This is a genomic window from Pseudomonas sp. P8_229 (genome assembly GCF_034008635.1).
GTDB lineage: Bacteria > Pseudomonadota > Gammaproteobacteria > Pseudomonadales > Pseudomonadaceae > Aquipseudomonas.
The window spans coordinates 3,939,380-3,956,873 of record NZ_CP125378.1 but is presented as its reverse complement, the minus strand read 5'-3'; the positions used below and the strand labels follow the sequence as shown (position 1 = coordinate 3,956,873).

Below are 17,494 nucleotides of genomic sequence, written 5' to 3'. Positions count from 1 at the left end.
TCAGTCGAGGAAGAAGGGGTTTTCTTTTGCCGGCGGCACCCACGCAAAATTGCACGACAGCCGCCATACTGGCTCACTCGTACCAGACATCAGCGCTAAACTGTGGGCCCCATTCATACCCAAGGAGCAAGACATTGGACAAGGAACTTCCAACAGATTTCGAGCAGTTCGTCGAGACACTGACGCGCTTGAGCAACAAGAACGGTTTGACCCTGGGCCGGCTGAATCGTCAGGAGCTGGCGGTCTTGCTCTTGTACCTCAGCTCTGCGCTGAAAGCCGACGAACGCTATAACGAACGTGAAGCGACCGCGCGGCTGGATCAATGGAAAACACAGTACGCCCCCATGCTGCGAAGCGATGTGGTGGAGCTGCGGCGGACACTGATCGACGGCCACTACTGGATGCGGGAGCCCGACGGGCGCGGCTATGAGCTCGACGCGGCCATTGCGGGCCATCCGTTGTTCATCCGACTGGTTGAGGAGCGTTTGGAAATGCGCATCGCCGAACAGCTGCTGGCGACCGCCCGCGCCCGCGAAGAGCGAAAGAGAGCGGCACTACAAGGCTGACCTGCGGCGCCTTCAAGGATCAGGGGGAGGAGCCCTTGGCGTTCTCCCCCCTGACCTCGTCTATTGCACTCTGACGAAAACGGCCTGCTCGGCAAGCGCGCTTTGCGCATTCGCAAGGTGAAGCTCCGGAGCCCATCGGACAAAATTGCTCAGCACCCGGCCCTGTCCGGTACTCGGCAGTAGCAGGTGCATGTAAAGCCCGCTGTCGGATGACGGGGCGACGACATTATTGGCGAACACGCGAAGCACCGGCTGACGCAATACGATGCCGCAAGCACCCAGCCGTGAATTGCGCGACAGCACATAGTTGTCGTGGATATCGAGCACTGGCGCCCTGGCAACTAATGTGGCGACGCGATCATACAAAGCGGCTTCGCTGCAGCGGTCGATATCATCGACCGCAATCAATCGAGCGCCTTCTTCGACGACATATTGCACAAGAAATCGATCGCCCTGCAGAACGCCGCAAGCGTGCTTCAAAAGGGCCACGATCCAGGCAACGCCCTGATCGCTGCTACTGGCCAAACACTCGGGCCAGTTCAGCGCTGTTCGCATCTGCTCCCCCGTATGCACCGGCATTGACCCGACATTCTGCGGGTCCAGCCACGCGGCAGCAGCCTGCAAGCGCACTTCGGCTGCCTTGAAGCAAGTCGCCGATTCCATCGATAACCCGGGCTGCGGCACCGCGGGGCTCTGTGCCGGCAGGTTGGCACTGAATCTGAAGCGGTCAATGATCGCGTCTGGCAACTCAGCTTCATCGCCGTGCAACAGCTGATGTTTGACTCCCGCATTGAAGCCGTCCAGATACCCGAGGATATTGCCCTGCGCCATTCCTTGGCGATGCAGGTAAAACAGACTCCACTGCTCAAAGCCGAATTGCGGCAGCCAGGTGGAGTTTTGAGCGGTGAGAAAGAATCGCTCGGTGATGGAGGCGGCCAGTTCGCTGTTCATCGTATCGTGTGCCCAGTCGAAACCCGACCCGGTAATGCCGTATTTCTCGCGGTCATTCCAGATGGGCGTCAGCGGATCGCAGTACCAGACCTGTGCGCGGAAGGTGTCCGGCCGAAAGGTTTCGATGAAGTCCAGGCTCTCTTGCACCGTGTGGATGGTTTCCCCTGGAAAGCCAATGATGAACGAAGCGTGAGTCGCAATGCCCACCGAGCGGAATGCACTGATGGCCTGTTCATAGTTCTTGCGGCGTGACGTCTTGCGCATCAGCGCAAGCATCTTGTCTGAGGCAGACTCGATACCCAGAAAAACGCCTTCACACCCTGCACGCGCCATCAGCTCAATGGTTTCAGGATCGCCCTGATCAGAGCGGTAGAAGGAGTTCCACTTAAAGTTGTACTGGTTGTCGATCATCATCTGCATGATTTCCCGGAAGCGCTGCTTGGGCACATTGAATGTGTCATCCAGGAACGTCAGCGTATCCACGGTGCCTATCGCTTTCACCGCGTCCAGTTCGCGTTCGACATCGCTGGTGGACAAGTAACGGTACTTACCGGCTCGCTGGGGAAACCCGCAGAATGCGCAGGAATACGGGCAGGATTTAGCCGTACGCGTAGACAGAAACCGTCCTATGCCACGCGGTTCGAACAACCTGTAATTGACGAAGTTTTCCTTCAGCTCGTTGTACTCGGGTTCATCCGCACCGAACACCCACGTATCGCCGTCAAGCACCGCCGTGCGGCTCAACCCGATAACTGGCCTGTTGTGGTTGAGCGCCTCCAGCACCTGGCGAAGCGTGTCCTCGCCCTCATTGCTGTTGATATAGATATCGCCGCCAAGAACACTCAGGTAATCACCGAGCATCTCCAGGTCGTGGGCCTTGAACAAACCGCTGATATAAGGCCCGCCGATGATGATCTGCACCTCGGGCGCACAGGAGCGCACGAAGTCCACGATCTCCTGCACCGGATGGGGCATCACATAGAGGGTCGTAGTGATGACTACGGTGTTGATCGTGCCGGACGCCAGTTTTTGTGCAAGAACGGCCTTCTCGTTTTGAAAAAGATTGACGTAGTCAAAGGCGATGCCGTGCTTTTCGAGATAAGTGCCCAACACCATCACGACCGGCCACAGAAAGTCGGCATTGTTCAGGTTCAGGTTCGTCAGCCCCTGCACCTCACGTGTCTTGTTCAGCACGCCCAATGCATGAACCCGCGAACCTTCATAGTTGACGAACGCCAAACGTAGATCACGTTTCGCTGCCGCTTCAGGTGCAAGTTGATCGAGCATCTGACAATAGTCGTCAAACGAAAAATCGTTGAAGCCGATGATCATGCATTTTTTGTTTTGCATCGGGTCACTCCTCCCTGGAATGGAACATGCGAAGGCTCGCGTCTCAGCTCCTTGATTGGTTCAGCCTTGGGCCGTGGCCCACCGTCGCGTATCAGGAATGAAGTCCGCGATGTTGGTATAGGATCCGGCCTGCAGACACTTGTCGACGAACAACTGCCCAACCACGAGGTCGAGAACACCCAAGCCGAACGGTGAAAAAATCAGCGGGCGCGAACGGTCAATCAAGCTTGGGTTGTTGAGGATGTGCGCGAGCGTGCCATGCACGAATGACCGGTCGCCATACTTCTGCTCAGCCAGATGGGGCGAAGTATTGGCCTTCATGCAATGCTCCACATCATCGAACATGTTGAACGCGTGCCAGATGATGTCCGGGCTGATATCGCGCAGCGAGACATTCAGAATGATCTGGCCGGGGGCGAAGACATCGTCTCCCGAGACGTAAGGCGTACCGGCGTTGGTGGCGAAAACAACGATGTCGGCAGCACTGATCGCAGCCTTCCAGTCCTCGACGAAAAGCGCTTGCTGACCCGTCCCCGCCTCGACGTGGTGACGAAGCTCGGTGGCCGACGCTACGTCCAGATCGCAAACGGTGACCTGATCGAACTTCCAGCCATCGGCCATGAAAAAATCAAAGATCGCGCGGGAGATCACCCCGGCGCCGACGAATGTGATTTTCAGCGCTTTCTTCGGATCCGCCGCCAGCGCCCTCGCGGCGACCACCGCAGAAGCCGCCGTTCTGGCCGAACTGATTTGCGAGGCTTCCAGGCAAGCCACCGGGTAACCCGTTTCGTAATCGTTGAGCAGCAGAACAGCCGAGGCGCGCTGCAGATTTCGCTCGATGTTCTTCGGATAACTGGCAATCCACTTGATGCCCGAAATGGGCGTGTCATTGGCAATCGCAGCAGGCAAGGCAATGATTCGATCCGATTGACGCTCCTCGAACCTCAGGAAATAGCTGTCGGGGTTGTTGGTCAGGCCAGCGTCGTGCTGCAGGTAGGTCGCTTCGACCAGACGCAGAATATCCTGGCGTAACGAAGGCATCAGGCTGGCGATCTGCGAACCGGAAACGACGGTCAATGCATGGGATGACAGGTGTCGGGAGTCTTTCATGGGAGGTCTCATTGAATGGCTTCGTGGTTTAAAGCCGCTGTGTCACGAGCGCTTGCTTCGGCCTCCAGGAGACAGAATCGATCTAACGTTTCGCTCAGCAGGTGTTTTAGTTTCAGCATGTTTTGAGGCGAAATTCTGTCGGCCTGGTACTGCAGCTTGATAAAGCAATGGTCAGCCGTGACAGGCACCCACATGAACAGCGGCCACGGCTGATAGTCGGGAAGTTGGACCTGAGAGACGGCGACGCCTTCAAGATCCCAGCCTTCAAACGGGCTTTCGGCACCGATATGAATTGGCAGGCTTTGCCTGATTTCGGATTCGTCGATGATTTCGCCGATCGAAAGACCGACGCTGTCGAAGGTTTCGTAGAGTGAATCAGCGACATTGAGGATGTGAGCCTGCAACGAGAGTTTCGAATCGACCCTTACCCGCAAGGGAATACGCGCTGACAGGTAAGCGACGACGGTTTGCGTGCCTTCTGTCCAGCGCGGCGTCACATTGGTCTGGATCAACAGATCGTCCGAGGCGCAAAAATGCGCGAGGGCGATAGACGCCGCTGCGGTGTAAACCACAAAGGGGGTGACATCCAGCGCATTGCAGAGTCGGTTGATCGCGCCGTGAACCGCTGCACCGGGAGTCATCACATCGAAGGTCGATTTGCCTTGCGCGCTGTCGCCGCTGAGCAGATCCGGAATCAGGGGAATCTTCGCGTCCTTGAGATACTCTCGCCAGAACAGCGCCTGACGCTGTCGCTCGTCGTGCGCCAAAGGCATGGCCAGCGTTTCATGATCGAAGGTGAGTGGCTCCAGCAATGGCTCCGGTGCGGCGGATATCGCGCCGTTGTAGGCGGTCGCCAGATCATCGAGGATCACCTCCAGCGACCACGAGTCGACCACGATGTGGTGAATGATCAAGGCAAACAGATGACGATCAGGCCCGAGCTTTTTCAGGTAGCCCCTGAACGGTATGTCCACCTTCAGATCAAGTGGCCGCCGGCACAGATCCTCGATACAGTCCTCCAGCCGGGACAACTCGAACGGTTCGCTATCGACGCTCAGCACATCGTGCACCTGTGCTCCGGGAAAACGTCGCACGCCTTCTGCCGTTTCGTGGAAGTGCGATCGCAACTGTTCGTGACGATTGACCACCGCGTCCACCGCTCGTCTGAATTGCGCAATATTCAATGATCCGTCCAGCACGAAACCAATGCTCACGCAGGCAGTTTCGGCAAGATCGTAGGCGCTCGAAGCGCTCCAGTAATACCGTTGATATGGATTCAGTCCTTTACCCGCCATCACCTACTCCTCGATCAGACAGGCCATTTGCGCCAGGGTCGGGGCGCCAAACACGCGCTTCAGATTGACCTGAATACCACTGCGTTTCATCAGCGCAACGAGACGCATCGCCAAGAGGGAGTTGCCGCCCAATGCGAAGAAATTCGCCTCACGGTTCTCGATCGGGCGCCCAAGAATCTGGGCCCAGATCAGCGCCAGGGTTTCTTCGTGAGGTGTCATTGCCTCTGCGGCTGCGCCTTCATCCGTCACCTCGGCCAACTGCGTGATCAATGCTGCCCTATCGACTTTTCCCGCCGGATTGCGCGGCAGTTCATCCAGAACGAGGATGCGCGCAGGCATGAAGTAAACCGGCAACTCGGCGCTGATTCTGGACCTCAGTTCAGCTTCCAGCTGCGCCCCGTCAGCGTTGTCCGACGGGGTCACAAACAGCGCGATTCTCACGCCCAATGTGCCGGCATCGACGCAACAGGCGTGGCAGCTCCGAATTCGCCGCGAAGCCATCGCACAGGCCTCGATCTCCGCTAGCTCAACGCGATTTCCGTTGATTTTGAGCAGATCGTCCTTACGCCCCTCGAACAGGATGTCGGCGTTCACATCGCGCCTGGCGAAATCGCCGGTGCGAAAGCTCAGGCTGTCATCGCCATCCAGGCCACGGACAAACCGCGCATCGCTCAAGTCCGGATTGCCCAGATAGCCCAAGGCTACACTCACTCCGCTGATGTAGATCTCACCCAGCTCGCCATCCGGTACTTGCTCCAGCGCTTCGTCGAGGATGCGCACCGTAACGGCGGAAATCGCCTGACCGATATTCGCCGGTGAGGTATCAAGGGTGCACAGCTTGACCGTTGTCGCGACTGTGGCTTCGGAAGGCCCATAGGCGTTGATCAAACGGACTCTGTCTGCCCAGTTGGCAATCACTTCATTGCTGCACCTCTCGCCGGCCACGATCAATGTACTCAGGCTGATCGGCAGTTCGGGCGGCAGCAGTGATACCAGTGACGGCGGCAACGTGGCGACATCGATCCGACGATTGCACAGCAGACTTTGCAGGCTGTCGAAATCCCGCAGCGCGTGGTCGGCCACCGCAACCAGACAGCCACCAGCGAACAGGGTCATGGCGATTTCGGCGATGATTGCGTCGAAACAGACCGGGGAGAACATCAGCACCCGGCTGCCCTGCTTGATGCCATACGTCAGTGCATGGCGCGCAAGGTTGGGGATGCCACGGTGTGAAACCATCACCCCTTTCGGTTGCCCGGTAGAACCTGAAGTAAAGATGATGTACGCCAGGTCTTGTGGCGTTATCCGCGGTTGGTCGAAGTACAGGAACTGTGCGGCATCGCGAACCTGACCGAGGGTCACGACCTTTTCTGCGGCCAGGGCGCGATTATCGCCGACGGTGTAGCCGTCGGGCACCAGAACCAGCTTCGCCGTGGCTGCATCCAGTTGCACGGACAAGCGGGCTGGCGCGGCGTCCAGGTCCATGAGGACAAACGCTGCACCACTCTTCATGACACCCAGCAAGGCCACCAGCAGATCCTTGCCGCGCGGACAACCAATGGCAACTATCGCACCTGCACCAATCGCGTTGTCTGCCAGATAGGCCGCGATCAACTGACTGTCTGCGTCCACTTCGGCATAGGTATATGAAACACCGCCATCCTCGATGGCTGGAGCATCCTTGAGGTCGTGGCTGACGCGGGCCCATTGATCGAGAAAGATCTGTGTTTGCGCGATACCGCTCGGGGGAAATTGTAGTTGTGACAAGCTAGGTTCCTTCCGCTCTGAGAAAACATCAACCAACGTACCGCCAAGACTCAACCCACCATCGAGTGTTGATACATCTGGCTGCCAAAGTTGGCGTCACACCACTGATCCGAATAGATCGTTTCGAGATACCGCTCGCCCATATCGGGACTGATCACAACAACTTCGTCGCCCGCCGGAATCTGTTTCCACAGCCGCTTGAGCGCCACCAGCACGGTTCCCGTGGAGCCACCGAGCAGCAGACCGTAGTCCAGCGCAACACTGCGACACATGCGGATCGTCTCGACCTCATCGACAAATTCGATATGCTCGACCAGTTCCCGGTCGAGAATCTCCGGACGCCGACTCGTTCCCAGACCCGGAATCAAGCGCTTCCTGGGCACCTCCTGAAAGTTGATCGAACCCACGGTATCGACGGCAATCAGTTTTACGTCCGGCGCTTTTTCACGCAGATAGCGCGCGCAGCCAATAAGCGTCCCAGTGGTGCCAGCACCGACAAACAGCCATTTACAGTTGGGACGCTGCTGCAGGATTTCCGGCGCAGTCCTGTTGTAGTGCGCCAGCGGATTGGCCGGGTTGGCGTACTGGTTGGTCCAGAAATACCTCGGATCCTGACGGATCATTTCCTGAATCAGCGCAATGCGCGCCCCGAGAAAACCACCATTGCGGTCGCGGGTGTCACAGACAATGACTTCGGCACCATAAGCCTTCATCAGGTTGACACTTACCTGGTTGACGTTGGGATCGGTAATGCAGGTAAACGGATAACCGCGCTGCGCACAGATCATCGATAACGCAACACCTAGGTTTCCCGAACTGGACTCGATGACTTTTCGCCCGGGCGAAAGTAGCCCCAGGCGCTCGCTTTCTTCAATCAGCGAGATAGCGGTCTTGAGCTTTATCGACCCGGCCGGATTCAACCCTTCTATCTTCAGATAGACCGGCACATCGCCAATAAAGTTATCCAGCTTGTGATACTGATTCGCACTGTAAGTTTGCATCATGCTCAAGGTATCCATTTCCAAGAGAAGATATTCGACGCGCGTGGAAAACAATCCGTTGTTGAAGATCGGCCATTTGCGCAACGCAGAATTTTTCGGGGTTGAAGTTGAGTTCGATCAGAAAATCATCTGCCGGAACCAGACCGAGAACCAAAGGGAACTCTGACTTCTCGAACCACTGCAGATTACTGAGCCGGTAGCGATCACTGACCGGCAAGTTGTCCTGAAGCTCGAAGTTCTCGACCACCAGAACGGTATTGAACAAATCCTCCAGGCCAAGTCCGGCGGCATTTCGCAAATGACTCATCGAGACATGTCCTTCGTCCTGCAGCGCTGCACTGCTGCGTTGCAACTGCCGAAGGGCCTCGGCGGAGAACGGCGCCTGTACATCGACCTTGCACGGGACGATTGAAGTCATCAGTCCGATGATGTCTTGCGACCCCTCAAGATCGACAGGCCGCCCCGAAATCGCCCAGCCGAATACCGGTGTGAGGCTTGCGGTATTCTCTGCCAGGATCTGCCCCCAGATACGCTGGAAGAGAACCGCAACGGTCACCCCCAGTCCGGTGCAGAATCGCTCGATGCCTCCCGACAGGTCGCGCCCGAGTCTGAATCGGTAGACGTTGTCATCCGCACGCGAGGACGCCTGATAGGCCACCGGGCTGGTGAAGAGACTTGGGCTCACGCCCGCCAGATAACGTCGCCAGAACGGACGCTTTTCCCGCTCGTGCTGATTGGCCAGCCACTCGATGTAATCGCGATAGACCGGGCCGAAAACCGGCTCGGGTTGAACGTCGCGGATCATCTGGTCGTAGATGGCAAACAGTTCTTTGATGACTTTGGCCACACACCAGCCATCCAGAAGGATGTGATGGTAGGTCCAGATCAACTTGTGCGCCTGCGACCCATTGGACAGCAGCGTGAAGCGGGTCAGCGCGGGTGTCGCCAGATCAAAGATTCGTGAACGATCGTCGTGCATCAGGCGTTCATACTGCGTCGGCTCATCGCTGTGCGCGATGATCTGCCAGCTGCAATTTGCGTTCTGCAACACATACTGCACCGGCCCCGCTACCGCATCCCAGAAAAACCCAGTGCGCAGGATCGGATGGCGCCCGGCCAGCAATTGCCACGCGGCCTCAAGCACGCCGCTGTCGACTTCACCGTTGATGTCCATGACGTATTGCAGCGTATAGGTGTCGTCATCGCTCATCAGGTGCTGGAACAGAATCCCCTCTTGCGTCGGCGACAAGGGATAGATATCCACCGGCATGACTCCGGTGCCGGCAATCAACGACTGCAACTCATCGTCAGTCAGATCGACATCCGGATAGTCGCCGGGTACACGGACCACGGCGCCTGCCGTGCAATGTCCGATGATTTGCTCCAGTGCATCGACGTAATGCGTCGCAAGATTCTCGGCCTCCTGCGGGGACAGGATCCCGTCGTCGTAATACCAGTCGATTTCAAATCGACCCTGGGCGATCCGTGCCTCGATCTCCAGCGCATGCTGGCGTCCGTTACGCGGATCCACCGATACCTGATCGACGAGGCTCAAGACCTGGGCAGATGGCATCGACACATCAGGATCGTCAAACGACACGTTGTCCCACTGCCCGAGATAGTTGAACTGCACCATGGGTTCGGCAGCAGGAATCACCCGGGACTCATTGCACAGATAACGCAGCAGTCCATACCCGACTCCCCGTTGCGGGATATCCGCAAGAGTACGTTTGGTCGCCTGGATCAGACTTCCGAGCCCCTCTTGAGGATCATGCAGGCACACCGGGAACACCGACGTGAACCAGCCTACCGTGCGGGATACGTCGACGCCTTCCAGGATGCTTTCGCGACCATGTCCTTCGAGGTTGATCGCTATGTCCGGACGCGCCTGCCAGACGGAAAACGCCCGCACCAGCGCCGAGATCAGGATGTCATTGATACGGGTGTTGTACGCTGCAGGCACCTCGCGGATCAGCGCGCTGGTCGCCGCGACGTTCAGCCCCCGGGACAGTATTGCTGTACGTCCCGACGGCCGCCGGTTCAGGTCAAACGGTCTCGCGACGGGGAGCGTCTCGATGACCCGTGACCAGTACGCAGTCTGCGCCAGAACGTCGCTCTTGAAGGCCTGCCCGTCACTCGCCAGTTGCTGCGCCCAGCCGCGAAAGGAGGTGACCTGCGCAGGAAGCGCAGTGCCTGCAAAGAGATGCAGATAATCCTCGACAAGGATGCGCAGGGACACCGCATCGACCACCAGGTGATGCGCCACCAGAACAAGCAGATTGGCTTCGGGATCCGGCGTGCAGAACAGCACCGCGCGAAACAGATCGCCCTGCTCGAGGTCGAGACCGGACAGGGACTCATCCAGCACGGCCCGGATCTGCTCCAGCGATTGATCGATCGGTGCAGCCAGTTGCACTGTCTTGCAACTCGACTGCGCGTCGACGGGAATGTCAGGAATGGTCTGGGCGTATCCTTCGTCGACCTTGAACTGCGCGCTCAGTAACGGATAGCGCTGCAGTGTCTTGCGAGTCGCCATGACCAAGGTATCGGCTGCAACGGTACGGTGAATCTCGATCGCCGTGCCAAGGCACCAATGGTCAGCGTTGACCAGTTGCTGTTCGGCGAACCAGCGCTGCACGGGCACGAGCGCGGTTGCGCCGGTCGGCGGATGGACTTCCCCGTTGCCGACGCTGTGAAGCGGTCGCACTGCCTGGGCGATTTCGGCCAGCGATCGACTGGCAAAGATGCGATCAAGATCAATCGTCATCCCCTCGCTTCTCAGACGGGCAATGAGTTGCAACGCGCTGATCGAGTCTCCACCCGAAGAGAAGAAGTTCTGCTGCAGGCTAATCGTGTCGTTGCCGATGATCGCACGGGTGGCCGTCAGCACTACCGTGTCGAAAGGTGTGTGCTGCGAGGAGGCCGGGGGCAGATCTTTCGCAACCGACGTTTCATACCCGGTCACGGGCTCGCCTTTCCAGCTCAGCCACTCCTGCAGAGGGCGCTGAGCTTCACAGATGTACGTCAGCGCACTCAGGAAATGTTCACACAGCGCCTCTGCCCGCGCCAGGGAGACATGCTCTGGATCGCGAATGAAATCCACAGTGATTGCATCGCCGCTGCTGAGGACTTCAACAGCAAATGCAAACTCGGTGAGGTCAGTCACCTGCGTGAGCTCGACCGTGACGCCGGGGACCTCGAGTGCAGCCCAGTCTGCCAGCGTCTCGACATTCAGCACCGTATCAAAAGCGCCATTGGTAAAACGCGAGCGTGTGCTGAGCAACGTCTCGTTCATCGATATCGATTCAAAACACAGCAACTCGGCGATGCGTCTGCTGACGGCCTGCAGGCTGACCTCCGGACTTTGCGCCGGCGCCAGTGCCAGGGGAATCGGCAAGGTATTGGCGTACATCCCGACATCATCCAGGCCAACCCCGGTGTCGGCGCGGCCCGAGACGATCATTCCGAATAACTGGTGCCGTCTGCCGTTCACGGCATTGAGCGCCATGCCCCAAGCCGTTGCCGCGACAGAGGCAATGGTGACCCCGGCACGCCCACACAGACGCACGATGGCCTGCTCAAGCGTCGCGGGCAGACGCCTTTCGATGAGCTGATGTTCCACCGGTTTCAAGGACGGCTCGGCCAGCTTGTCAGCTACGCAGACCGGCACATGGAAAGGCTCGAGGAGCTCTGACCATAGCTGCTGGTCCTGCGGTTTCAGGTGGAATTTTTCCTGATCGGCGATGTAGCTTGAAAACGCATCCGGCAGCGCTGGCGCCCCCGAGAATACTTCGCTCATCAGCGCGAAGATCGAAGCACCATCAAGCACGAGATGGTGCGCACCGAGAACAAACTGATAATCGTTGCCCCCCAGGTGGAACAGATGCAATCGATAAAGCGCAGGCTGATCCAGCTCGAAACCTGTCTGTTTGTCCTGAATGAGGAAGTCCTCGATATGCTTGCGCTGTTGCACTGGATCGAGGTGCAGAAGACTGGTTCGGGACCATCTCAGTGGTGCGTCTTCGGCAACGATACGCACCGGTTGACCCGACGGTGCCAGGACGAACGCACTGCGCAGCAACTCATGATGTTGATGAGCCTTGCGCCACCCTTCTTGCAGCGCTGTGCCGTCATCGGGCAGCACCATGCGGAACGAAAACTGCAGAACGTAAGTCGTGCGATGACGGGTTCGCAGCGACTGGACGTAGATGCCCTTCTGCGCCGGCGACATCTGTTTGAACGATGAGGAATAACCCCCCGCCTGTTGCAGATCCTGCTGTTTGCCGCTGGCGCCGGCTGCGACGCCAGACACCGCAGTTTGGGTTCTGGCCACCTTGAGCAGACCGAGTGTGGTCGGGTTCCGGAAGATGTCCCCCAGGGTAAAGGCATATCCCTGGGTCTTCGCCCGCGCAATGAACTGCAAGGCGAGAATCGAATCGGCACCTTGTTTGAAAAAGTCGTCGGTGGGTTGCAACGCCGGATTGCGCAGCAAATCGCGCCAGGTCTCGAGCAGCACCTGTCCGGCCCCGGTTGCCGTTGCTGCAACGTTCTGTGCGGCGTCTGGCACTCGTGTTTCATTAGCAGTGGCCGTGAGTTTTTTCTTGTCGATCTTGCCATTGGGTGTCTGGGGCAGAGACGACTGAATGCGGAACTCGGACGGGATCATGTGTTCCGGCAAGAGGCCGCGCAAGTCAAGACGCAGCGTGTCGGGATCGATTGCGGCGCCTTCCTGCTCGACGATGAAAGCCGTCAGAAAGGCTCGGGTATGCGAAGTGTTGAGAACCACGGCCGCCTGTTTGATGTAAGCCAGTCGCTGGATGCCGAATTCGACCTCGCTCAGTTCGATCCGGTGACCTCGCACCTTGACCTGATCATCGGTTCGACCGTGATAGTGAAAGACTCCCTCATCATCACAGCTGACGAGGTCGCCGGTCTTGTAGGCTCGCTGGCCGTCGACAATGACAAACGCCTTGGCGGTCAGGTCGGGGCGACCGATGTAGCCCAGCCCCACCGCAATCCCTTCGACATAGAGCTCCCCGACTTCACCCACGGGCAACGCCACCTGGTCAGCGTCACGCACCACCAGCCGGACACCCCGCACCGCCCGCCCGATCGGAATGGCGTGATCGGCAGAAGGCATGCGGGAGATAACCTGGTGGGTCACATCGTCACTGCACTCAGTCGGCCCATAGGCATTGACCAACGGCACATTAGGCTTGGTCGCCAACCAGCGCCGGGCAAGTGAAACGGGCAGCACTTCGCCCGTCGCGACGAGACAGCTCAACCGATCGAAGCGCGCATTCTGCGCATCCAGCGTAATCGCATCCAGAATGGCCAGCAGGTGGCTGGGCACCACCTGCAGAATATCGATTTCGTCGTGCACGATCCGCGCACCCAAACGATCCAGATCCAGAAACTCCGAACGGGTCAGAATTGCCGTACGTCCGGCGCAGATGAGCGGCGCGAGGAATTGCCAGACGGAAATATCGAAACTCTGTGGCGCTGTCTGCGCCACGCTGGGGGCCTTGTGCATCCCCAGGTCTTCGACTTTGGCCAGCAGGTGATTGAGCATTCCCGCGTGATGGACCATCGCCCCCTTGGGCATCCCCGTGGAGCCGGAGGTGAAGATCACATAAGCAAGACTGTCGCCCTTCAGTGCACAGCGCTCGTACGGCGCCCCGCCCTTGAGGTCTTCGAGCCGGGCCGGCATTGTCAGAAGACCAATACCGTCGAACATTAACCCGCTGTCGTGCTCCGCGATCAGCCACCGACAACCGCATTGCTCCAGCATATAGGCCCGGCGGTCCAGCGGCAGGGCGCGATCCAGTGGCAGATACGCGGCCCCAACCTTGAACAGGCCAATCATCGAAACCAGAAATCCGAGCCCCCGCTCCAGACCGATCGCGACAATATCGCCCGGCTTGACGGATGCCGCGCTCAGCCTGCGGGCGAAACCGTCGGATACCTCGTCAAGATCTTGATAGCTCAGGCTGTTGCAGCCATCCGAAGCCGCAATGGCGCCAGGCGCCCGCCGAACCTGGTCGGCGAATAAATCCAGAAAATTGTCCATATCATCCATGTCTTATGGTCTAAATTTCGGTGTCAGGCGCCTTCTCGAAGGTATTTCTTGACCCCCCAGTGCCAAAGCAATCGAGACAACAGCAAGAAGGCCAGGGTCGCCAGTACAGCACCCGCCAATGACCGCCCCGTCGTCATCCCCATCGCTGACTGCGCGGGCACTTCCATGATGAAAAAGACAGGTACTACGGTCATGATCACGACCTGGATCCACTCCGGGTACGCGCCGGACGGAAACCGTCCGGTTGTCAGAAACATAAACAGCAGGTGGGAAATATTGCCGGTCTTCTTTGTCCAGAACGCCAGACTGGCGATGCTGAACCAGACCGAATAAACCAGCGCACACGCCAGCACCATGAAGACGAAGAAAGCGCCGAGCGTCTGCAACGTCAGTTGCCCTTGCGCATGACTACCGCCCAGCATCAGGCCCAGCCCCAGCAGGACCCCGAAAATATGCCACAGGCGCAACTGCCCAAAGGCCAGAATGGTTTGAACATCAACCGGTTTGGACAAGTAAGTATCAATGGACTTGCTGATGATCAACTTCGAGGCAGCCTCGCAGTTGGGCAACACCACCATTTGTACAAAGGAGCGAATAAGGATAAATGCACCATACAACACAATCGATTGCTGTTTATTCCAACCACCAATTGTCTCGACATTTCCAAAGAAAATCTCAATCACAACATAAACGGACAATCCCAGTAGGGCCGTGTTCAACAGGCTGACAAAGACCGGAACACGATCTTTCATATTTGCCTGCAACCTTGCTGTCAGAAGCGCCTTGACTGCGCTCAGGGTCTTCATTACCCGAACACCGAATAACGTTTGACACCTTTGGCCCAGATAAAACGAGCCAACAAGGACAGTACGACGACCAGTACAATCTGAAACAGCAATCCGCTGACCAACTGCTCCCTTGTCAGCTCTCCCATGATGACCCTGATTGGAAAGCTAATAATATAGGGGAACGGCGACCACTCAAGTATCGACTGCATCCAGGCGGGATAAAGTGTCAAGGGTGCAAGCACGCCACCAAACAGTGTAAGCATGTAAGTCAACACCAGATCAAAGGCACTTGCCTGATCGGACCAAAACGCCGCCAGCCCACCAATAAAATAGAGCAGATAGTTTATGGCGAACCCAAGTACTACCCCGAGCAGTGCAGGGAGCAGATAGCTCAGGTGCAAGTATTGGCCCGCCTCGGAAAACAGAAATACTCCGGCCACCAGGAAAAATATGGGAATGACTCTGACCATCGCCGAAGCCATTTCACTCAGAAAGTAATAGAGAGCAATATTGAACGGTTTTAACAGGTGACTGCCGATATCACCCGAGTGAATATCGTTCTCTACTTCTTCAGCAGCCGTACTGGACACGATTTCGCCAACCAGAAACACCAGCGCAAAGTAAGCGGCAAACCTGGCCGGTGTAAAACCCTCCAGTGCCGCATCTTTTGCAATCCCCATCCAGATGACCATCATGAACAACGGCACCAAAGAGGCAAGCACCAATACGAACAGCTCTGCGCGGTGTGCAACTTTGCGGCGAATGGCCGTGCGTGCAACTCCGGCAACTTTCATGGCAAACCCGCTCACGCGACACACTCCCCGGGCGCACCCTTGACCTTGTGCCCCGAATCGACCTGCGAGGCCATGAACAGCTTCAACAGGGCTTCCTCGATCGGTGGATCGCCGATGGAAATGTCGATGACCGGCTGCTCAGCAAGTACCCGTGAACAAACGCCCACGACTTCGGCCGCTGGCACCAGCAGCTCATGCACAAAGCCGTCCGCCGAGCGCACCAGAGCATATCGGCCAAGTGCCGAGGCCATGACGCTTTCGGACATTTCCACGGTGATGATGCGGTGATCCGACATGCGCTTGCGTAATGACTCAAGGGTGTCATCGAAGGATATCTTGCCATCGGAAACGACAACGACTCGCTCACACAGGGCTTCAATATCCTGCATGTAATGCGACGTTAGCAGTACGCTCACATTGCGCTCGCGACTATAGTCCCGAATGAATGAACGAACTATCTTCTGCACGCCAACATCAAGCCCGATGGTCGGCTCGTCGAGAAAAAGCACTTTGGGATCATGAAGTAATGATGCGACCAGCTCACACTTCATTTTCTCGCCAAGCGACAGGGTTCGCACCGGCGCCCTGGCCAGTTTCGACACTTGAAGCAGTTCATCCAGATAACCATAGGTCTGTTTGAACTGCTCATCAGGTATTTCAAATATCTTCTGATTGAGCCGAAAAGTCTCCATGGCCGGCAAGTCCCAGATCAACTGTTGACGTTGCCCCATGATCAGCGAGATTGACTTGAGAAATTCCTTGCTGCGCAGTTGCGGGTTACAGCCCAGAACCGATAGTTGTCCGGCAGTCGGATAGAGCAACCCCGACAGCATTTTCAATGTTGTAGTTTTACCCGCACCATTGGGACCGAGAAAGCCGACAACTTCACCCTGCTTGACAGTAAATGAAATATCGTCGACGGCAGTTTTTTCGGAGGTCGTGGGAGATACAAGATTTTTCAGCCAGCCGAACGACCCTTCCGAGCGCTCTTTTATCCGATAAGTCTTGGACAAATTTCTTACACTAATACAATCCATTGCGTGCGAGACCTTGAAGAAAATGAGCTATCCATTGCGCATATCGTTTCAACGCCGGTTTGAATATCACGCACCGATCGACGTCGTCAAGAAACGTTATTACACATTTAAATTTTTAATTTCCGGCGCCAATTTACCGTTGCGCAATCAACCCCACTTGCAAGCGCCATAGCTTAATGAAATCACACTCGATAAAAGTAGCGCGCAACGCTCTAGTCCGCGCCTTTCTCTTTTTTCAGAGTTTGCCACTGGTTCAGAAATTAATCGTTTGTGACGCCGGTGTCGAGCGCAAAACACACGGTCACGCAAAAGCAGAGTGAAGCTACAAATGAAGGGGAAAAGCCGTACAGAAAAATCCTGCACAGAAAAAATTCAGCCTGTGGATAACCAGCCCCTTCTCCTCCGATTGCGCATCAGTCGGGGAAGAAGGGATCTTCTTTTGCCGATGACTTACGACTGGCTGTCGCCATCGTCATCGTCGGTGTCTGGCTCGTCAGTGGTTGAATCATCATCGTCCTTGCTGCCACCCTGATCCTGATCACCTGGTTCCGATTCGGACTTGGCCAGCAGGATCACACCGCCGTGCCCATGCGGTGCATTAAAACCCTGCTGAGGGCTGGCGGTACTCGCCCAGGCTGCAGACGTACCCAGTGACAGCATCACCAAAACCTTAAGCAACAGCACAATGCGTTGAAAAATGCTCATAGCTGATTCCATCCTTTCGTGGTTGAAGCCTGGAGTGCCGATCCGGCGCTG

11 protein-coding genes are annotated in these 17,494 nt (G+C 57.1%); 1 reads left to right on the top strand and 10 read right to left on the bottom strand.

The window, feature by feature from the left end; all coding sequences use genetic code 11:
• Positions 1–134 precede the first annotated feature (134 nt).
• Positions 135–566, top strand: a complete 432-nt coding sequence (locus tag QMK55_RS17715; protein ID WP_158242612.1) for a DUF2087 domain-containing protein — start codon at positions 135–137, stop codon at positions 564–566.
• Positions 567–626: 60 nt separating this feature from the next.
• Here QMK55_RS17715 and QMK55_RS17710 read toward each other — a convergent pair whose 3' ends face one another.
• From QMK55_RS17710 to QMK55_RS17665, 10 genes are all read right to left on the bottom strand, one after another.
• On the bottom strand, positions 627–2,867 hold the full coding sequence (locus tag QMK55_RS17710) for a PhpK family radical SAM P-methyltransferase (RefSeq protein WP_102358506.1): 2,241 nt from the start codon (positions 2,865–2,867) through the stop codon (positions 627–629).
• A 60-nt stretch (positions 2,868–2,927) separates the two neighbouring features.
• Entirely contained in the window at positions 2,928–3,977 is a 1,050-nt protein-coding gene (sbnB, locus tag QMK55_RS17705; protein ID WP_102358505.1) for a 2,3-diaminopropionate biosynthesis protein SbnB, read from the bottom strand.
• 8 nt (positions 3,978–3,985) lie between these two features.
• Entirely contained in the window at positions 3,986–5,272 is a 1,287-nt protein-coding gene (locus QMK55_RS17700; protein ID WP_102358504.1) for a condensation domain-containing protein, read from the bottom strand.
• Positions 5,273–5,275: 3 nt separating this feature from the next.
• Complete coding sequence (locus QMK55_RS17695; RefSeq protein ID WP_320329661.1) at positions 5,276–7,039, bottom strand: non-ribosomal peptide synthetase; 1,764 nt, start codon at positions 7,037–7,039, stop codon at positions 5,276–5,278.
• A 50-nt stretch (positions 7,040–7,089) separates the two neighbouring features.
• Positions 7,090–8,043 (bottom strand): 2,3-diaminopropionate biosynthesis protein SbnA, encoded by a 954-nt coding sequence (gene sbnA, locus QMK55_RS17690; RefSeq protein WP_102358502.1) that lies wholly within the window; start codon positions 8,041–8,043, stop codon positions 7,090–7,092.
• A complete protein-coding gene (locus QMK55_RS17685; protein ID WP_320329660.1) occupies positions 8,000–14,119 on the bottom strand; it encodes a non-ribosomal peptide synthetase in 6,120 nt (2,039 codons plus the stop codon). Before QMK55_RS17685 ends, sbnA begins: the two co-directional genes overlap by 44 nt.
• Before the next feature lie 23 nt (positions 14,120–14,142).
• Complete coding sequence (locus QMK55_RS17680) at positions 14,143–14,925, bottom strand: ABC transporter permease (protein WP_102358500.1); 783 nt, start codon at positions 14,923–14,925, stop codon at positions 14,143–14,145.
• Positions 14,925–15,716 carry an ABC transporter permease gene (locus tag QMK55_RS17675; RefSeq protein WP_102358499.1) on the bottom strand — a complete coding sequence of 264 codons (792 nt, stop codon included), beginning with the start codon at positions 15,714–15,716 and terminating at the stop codon, positions 14,925–14,927. Before QMK55_RS17675 ends, QMK55_RS17680 begins: the two co-directional genes overlap by 1 nt.
• Entirely contained in the window at positions 15,713–16,714 is a 1,002-nt protein-coding gene (locus QMK55_RS17670; protein WP_320329659.1) for an ATP-binding cassette domain-containing protein, read from the bottom strand. The genes QMK55_RS17675 and QMK55_RS17670 overlap by 4 nt, the downstream gene beginning before the upstream one ends.
• A 474-nt stretch (positions 16,715–17,188) precedes the next feature.
• A complete protein-coding gene (locus QMK55_RS17665; RefSeq protein ID WP_102358497.1) occupies positions 17,189–17,443 on the bottom strand; it encodes a hypothetical protein in 255 nt (84 codons plus the stop codon).
• Positions 17,444–17,494 lie beyond the last annotated feature (51 nt).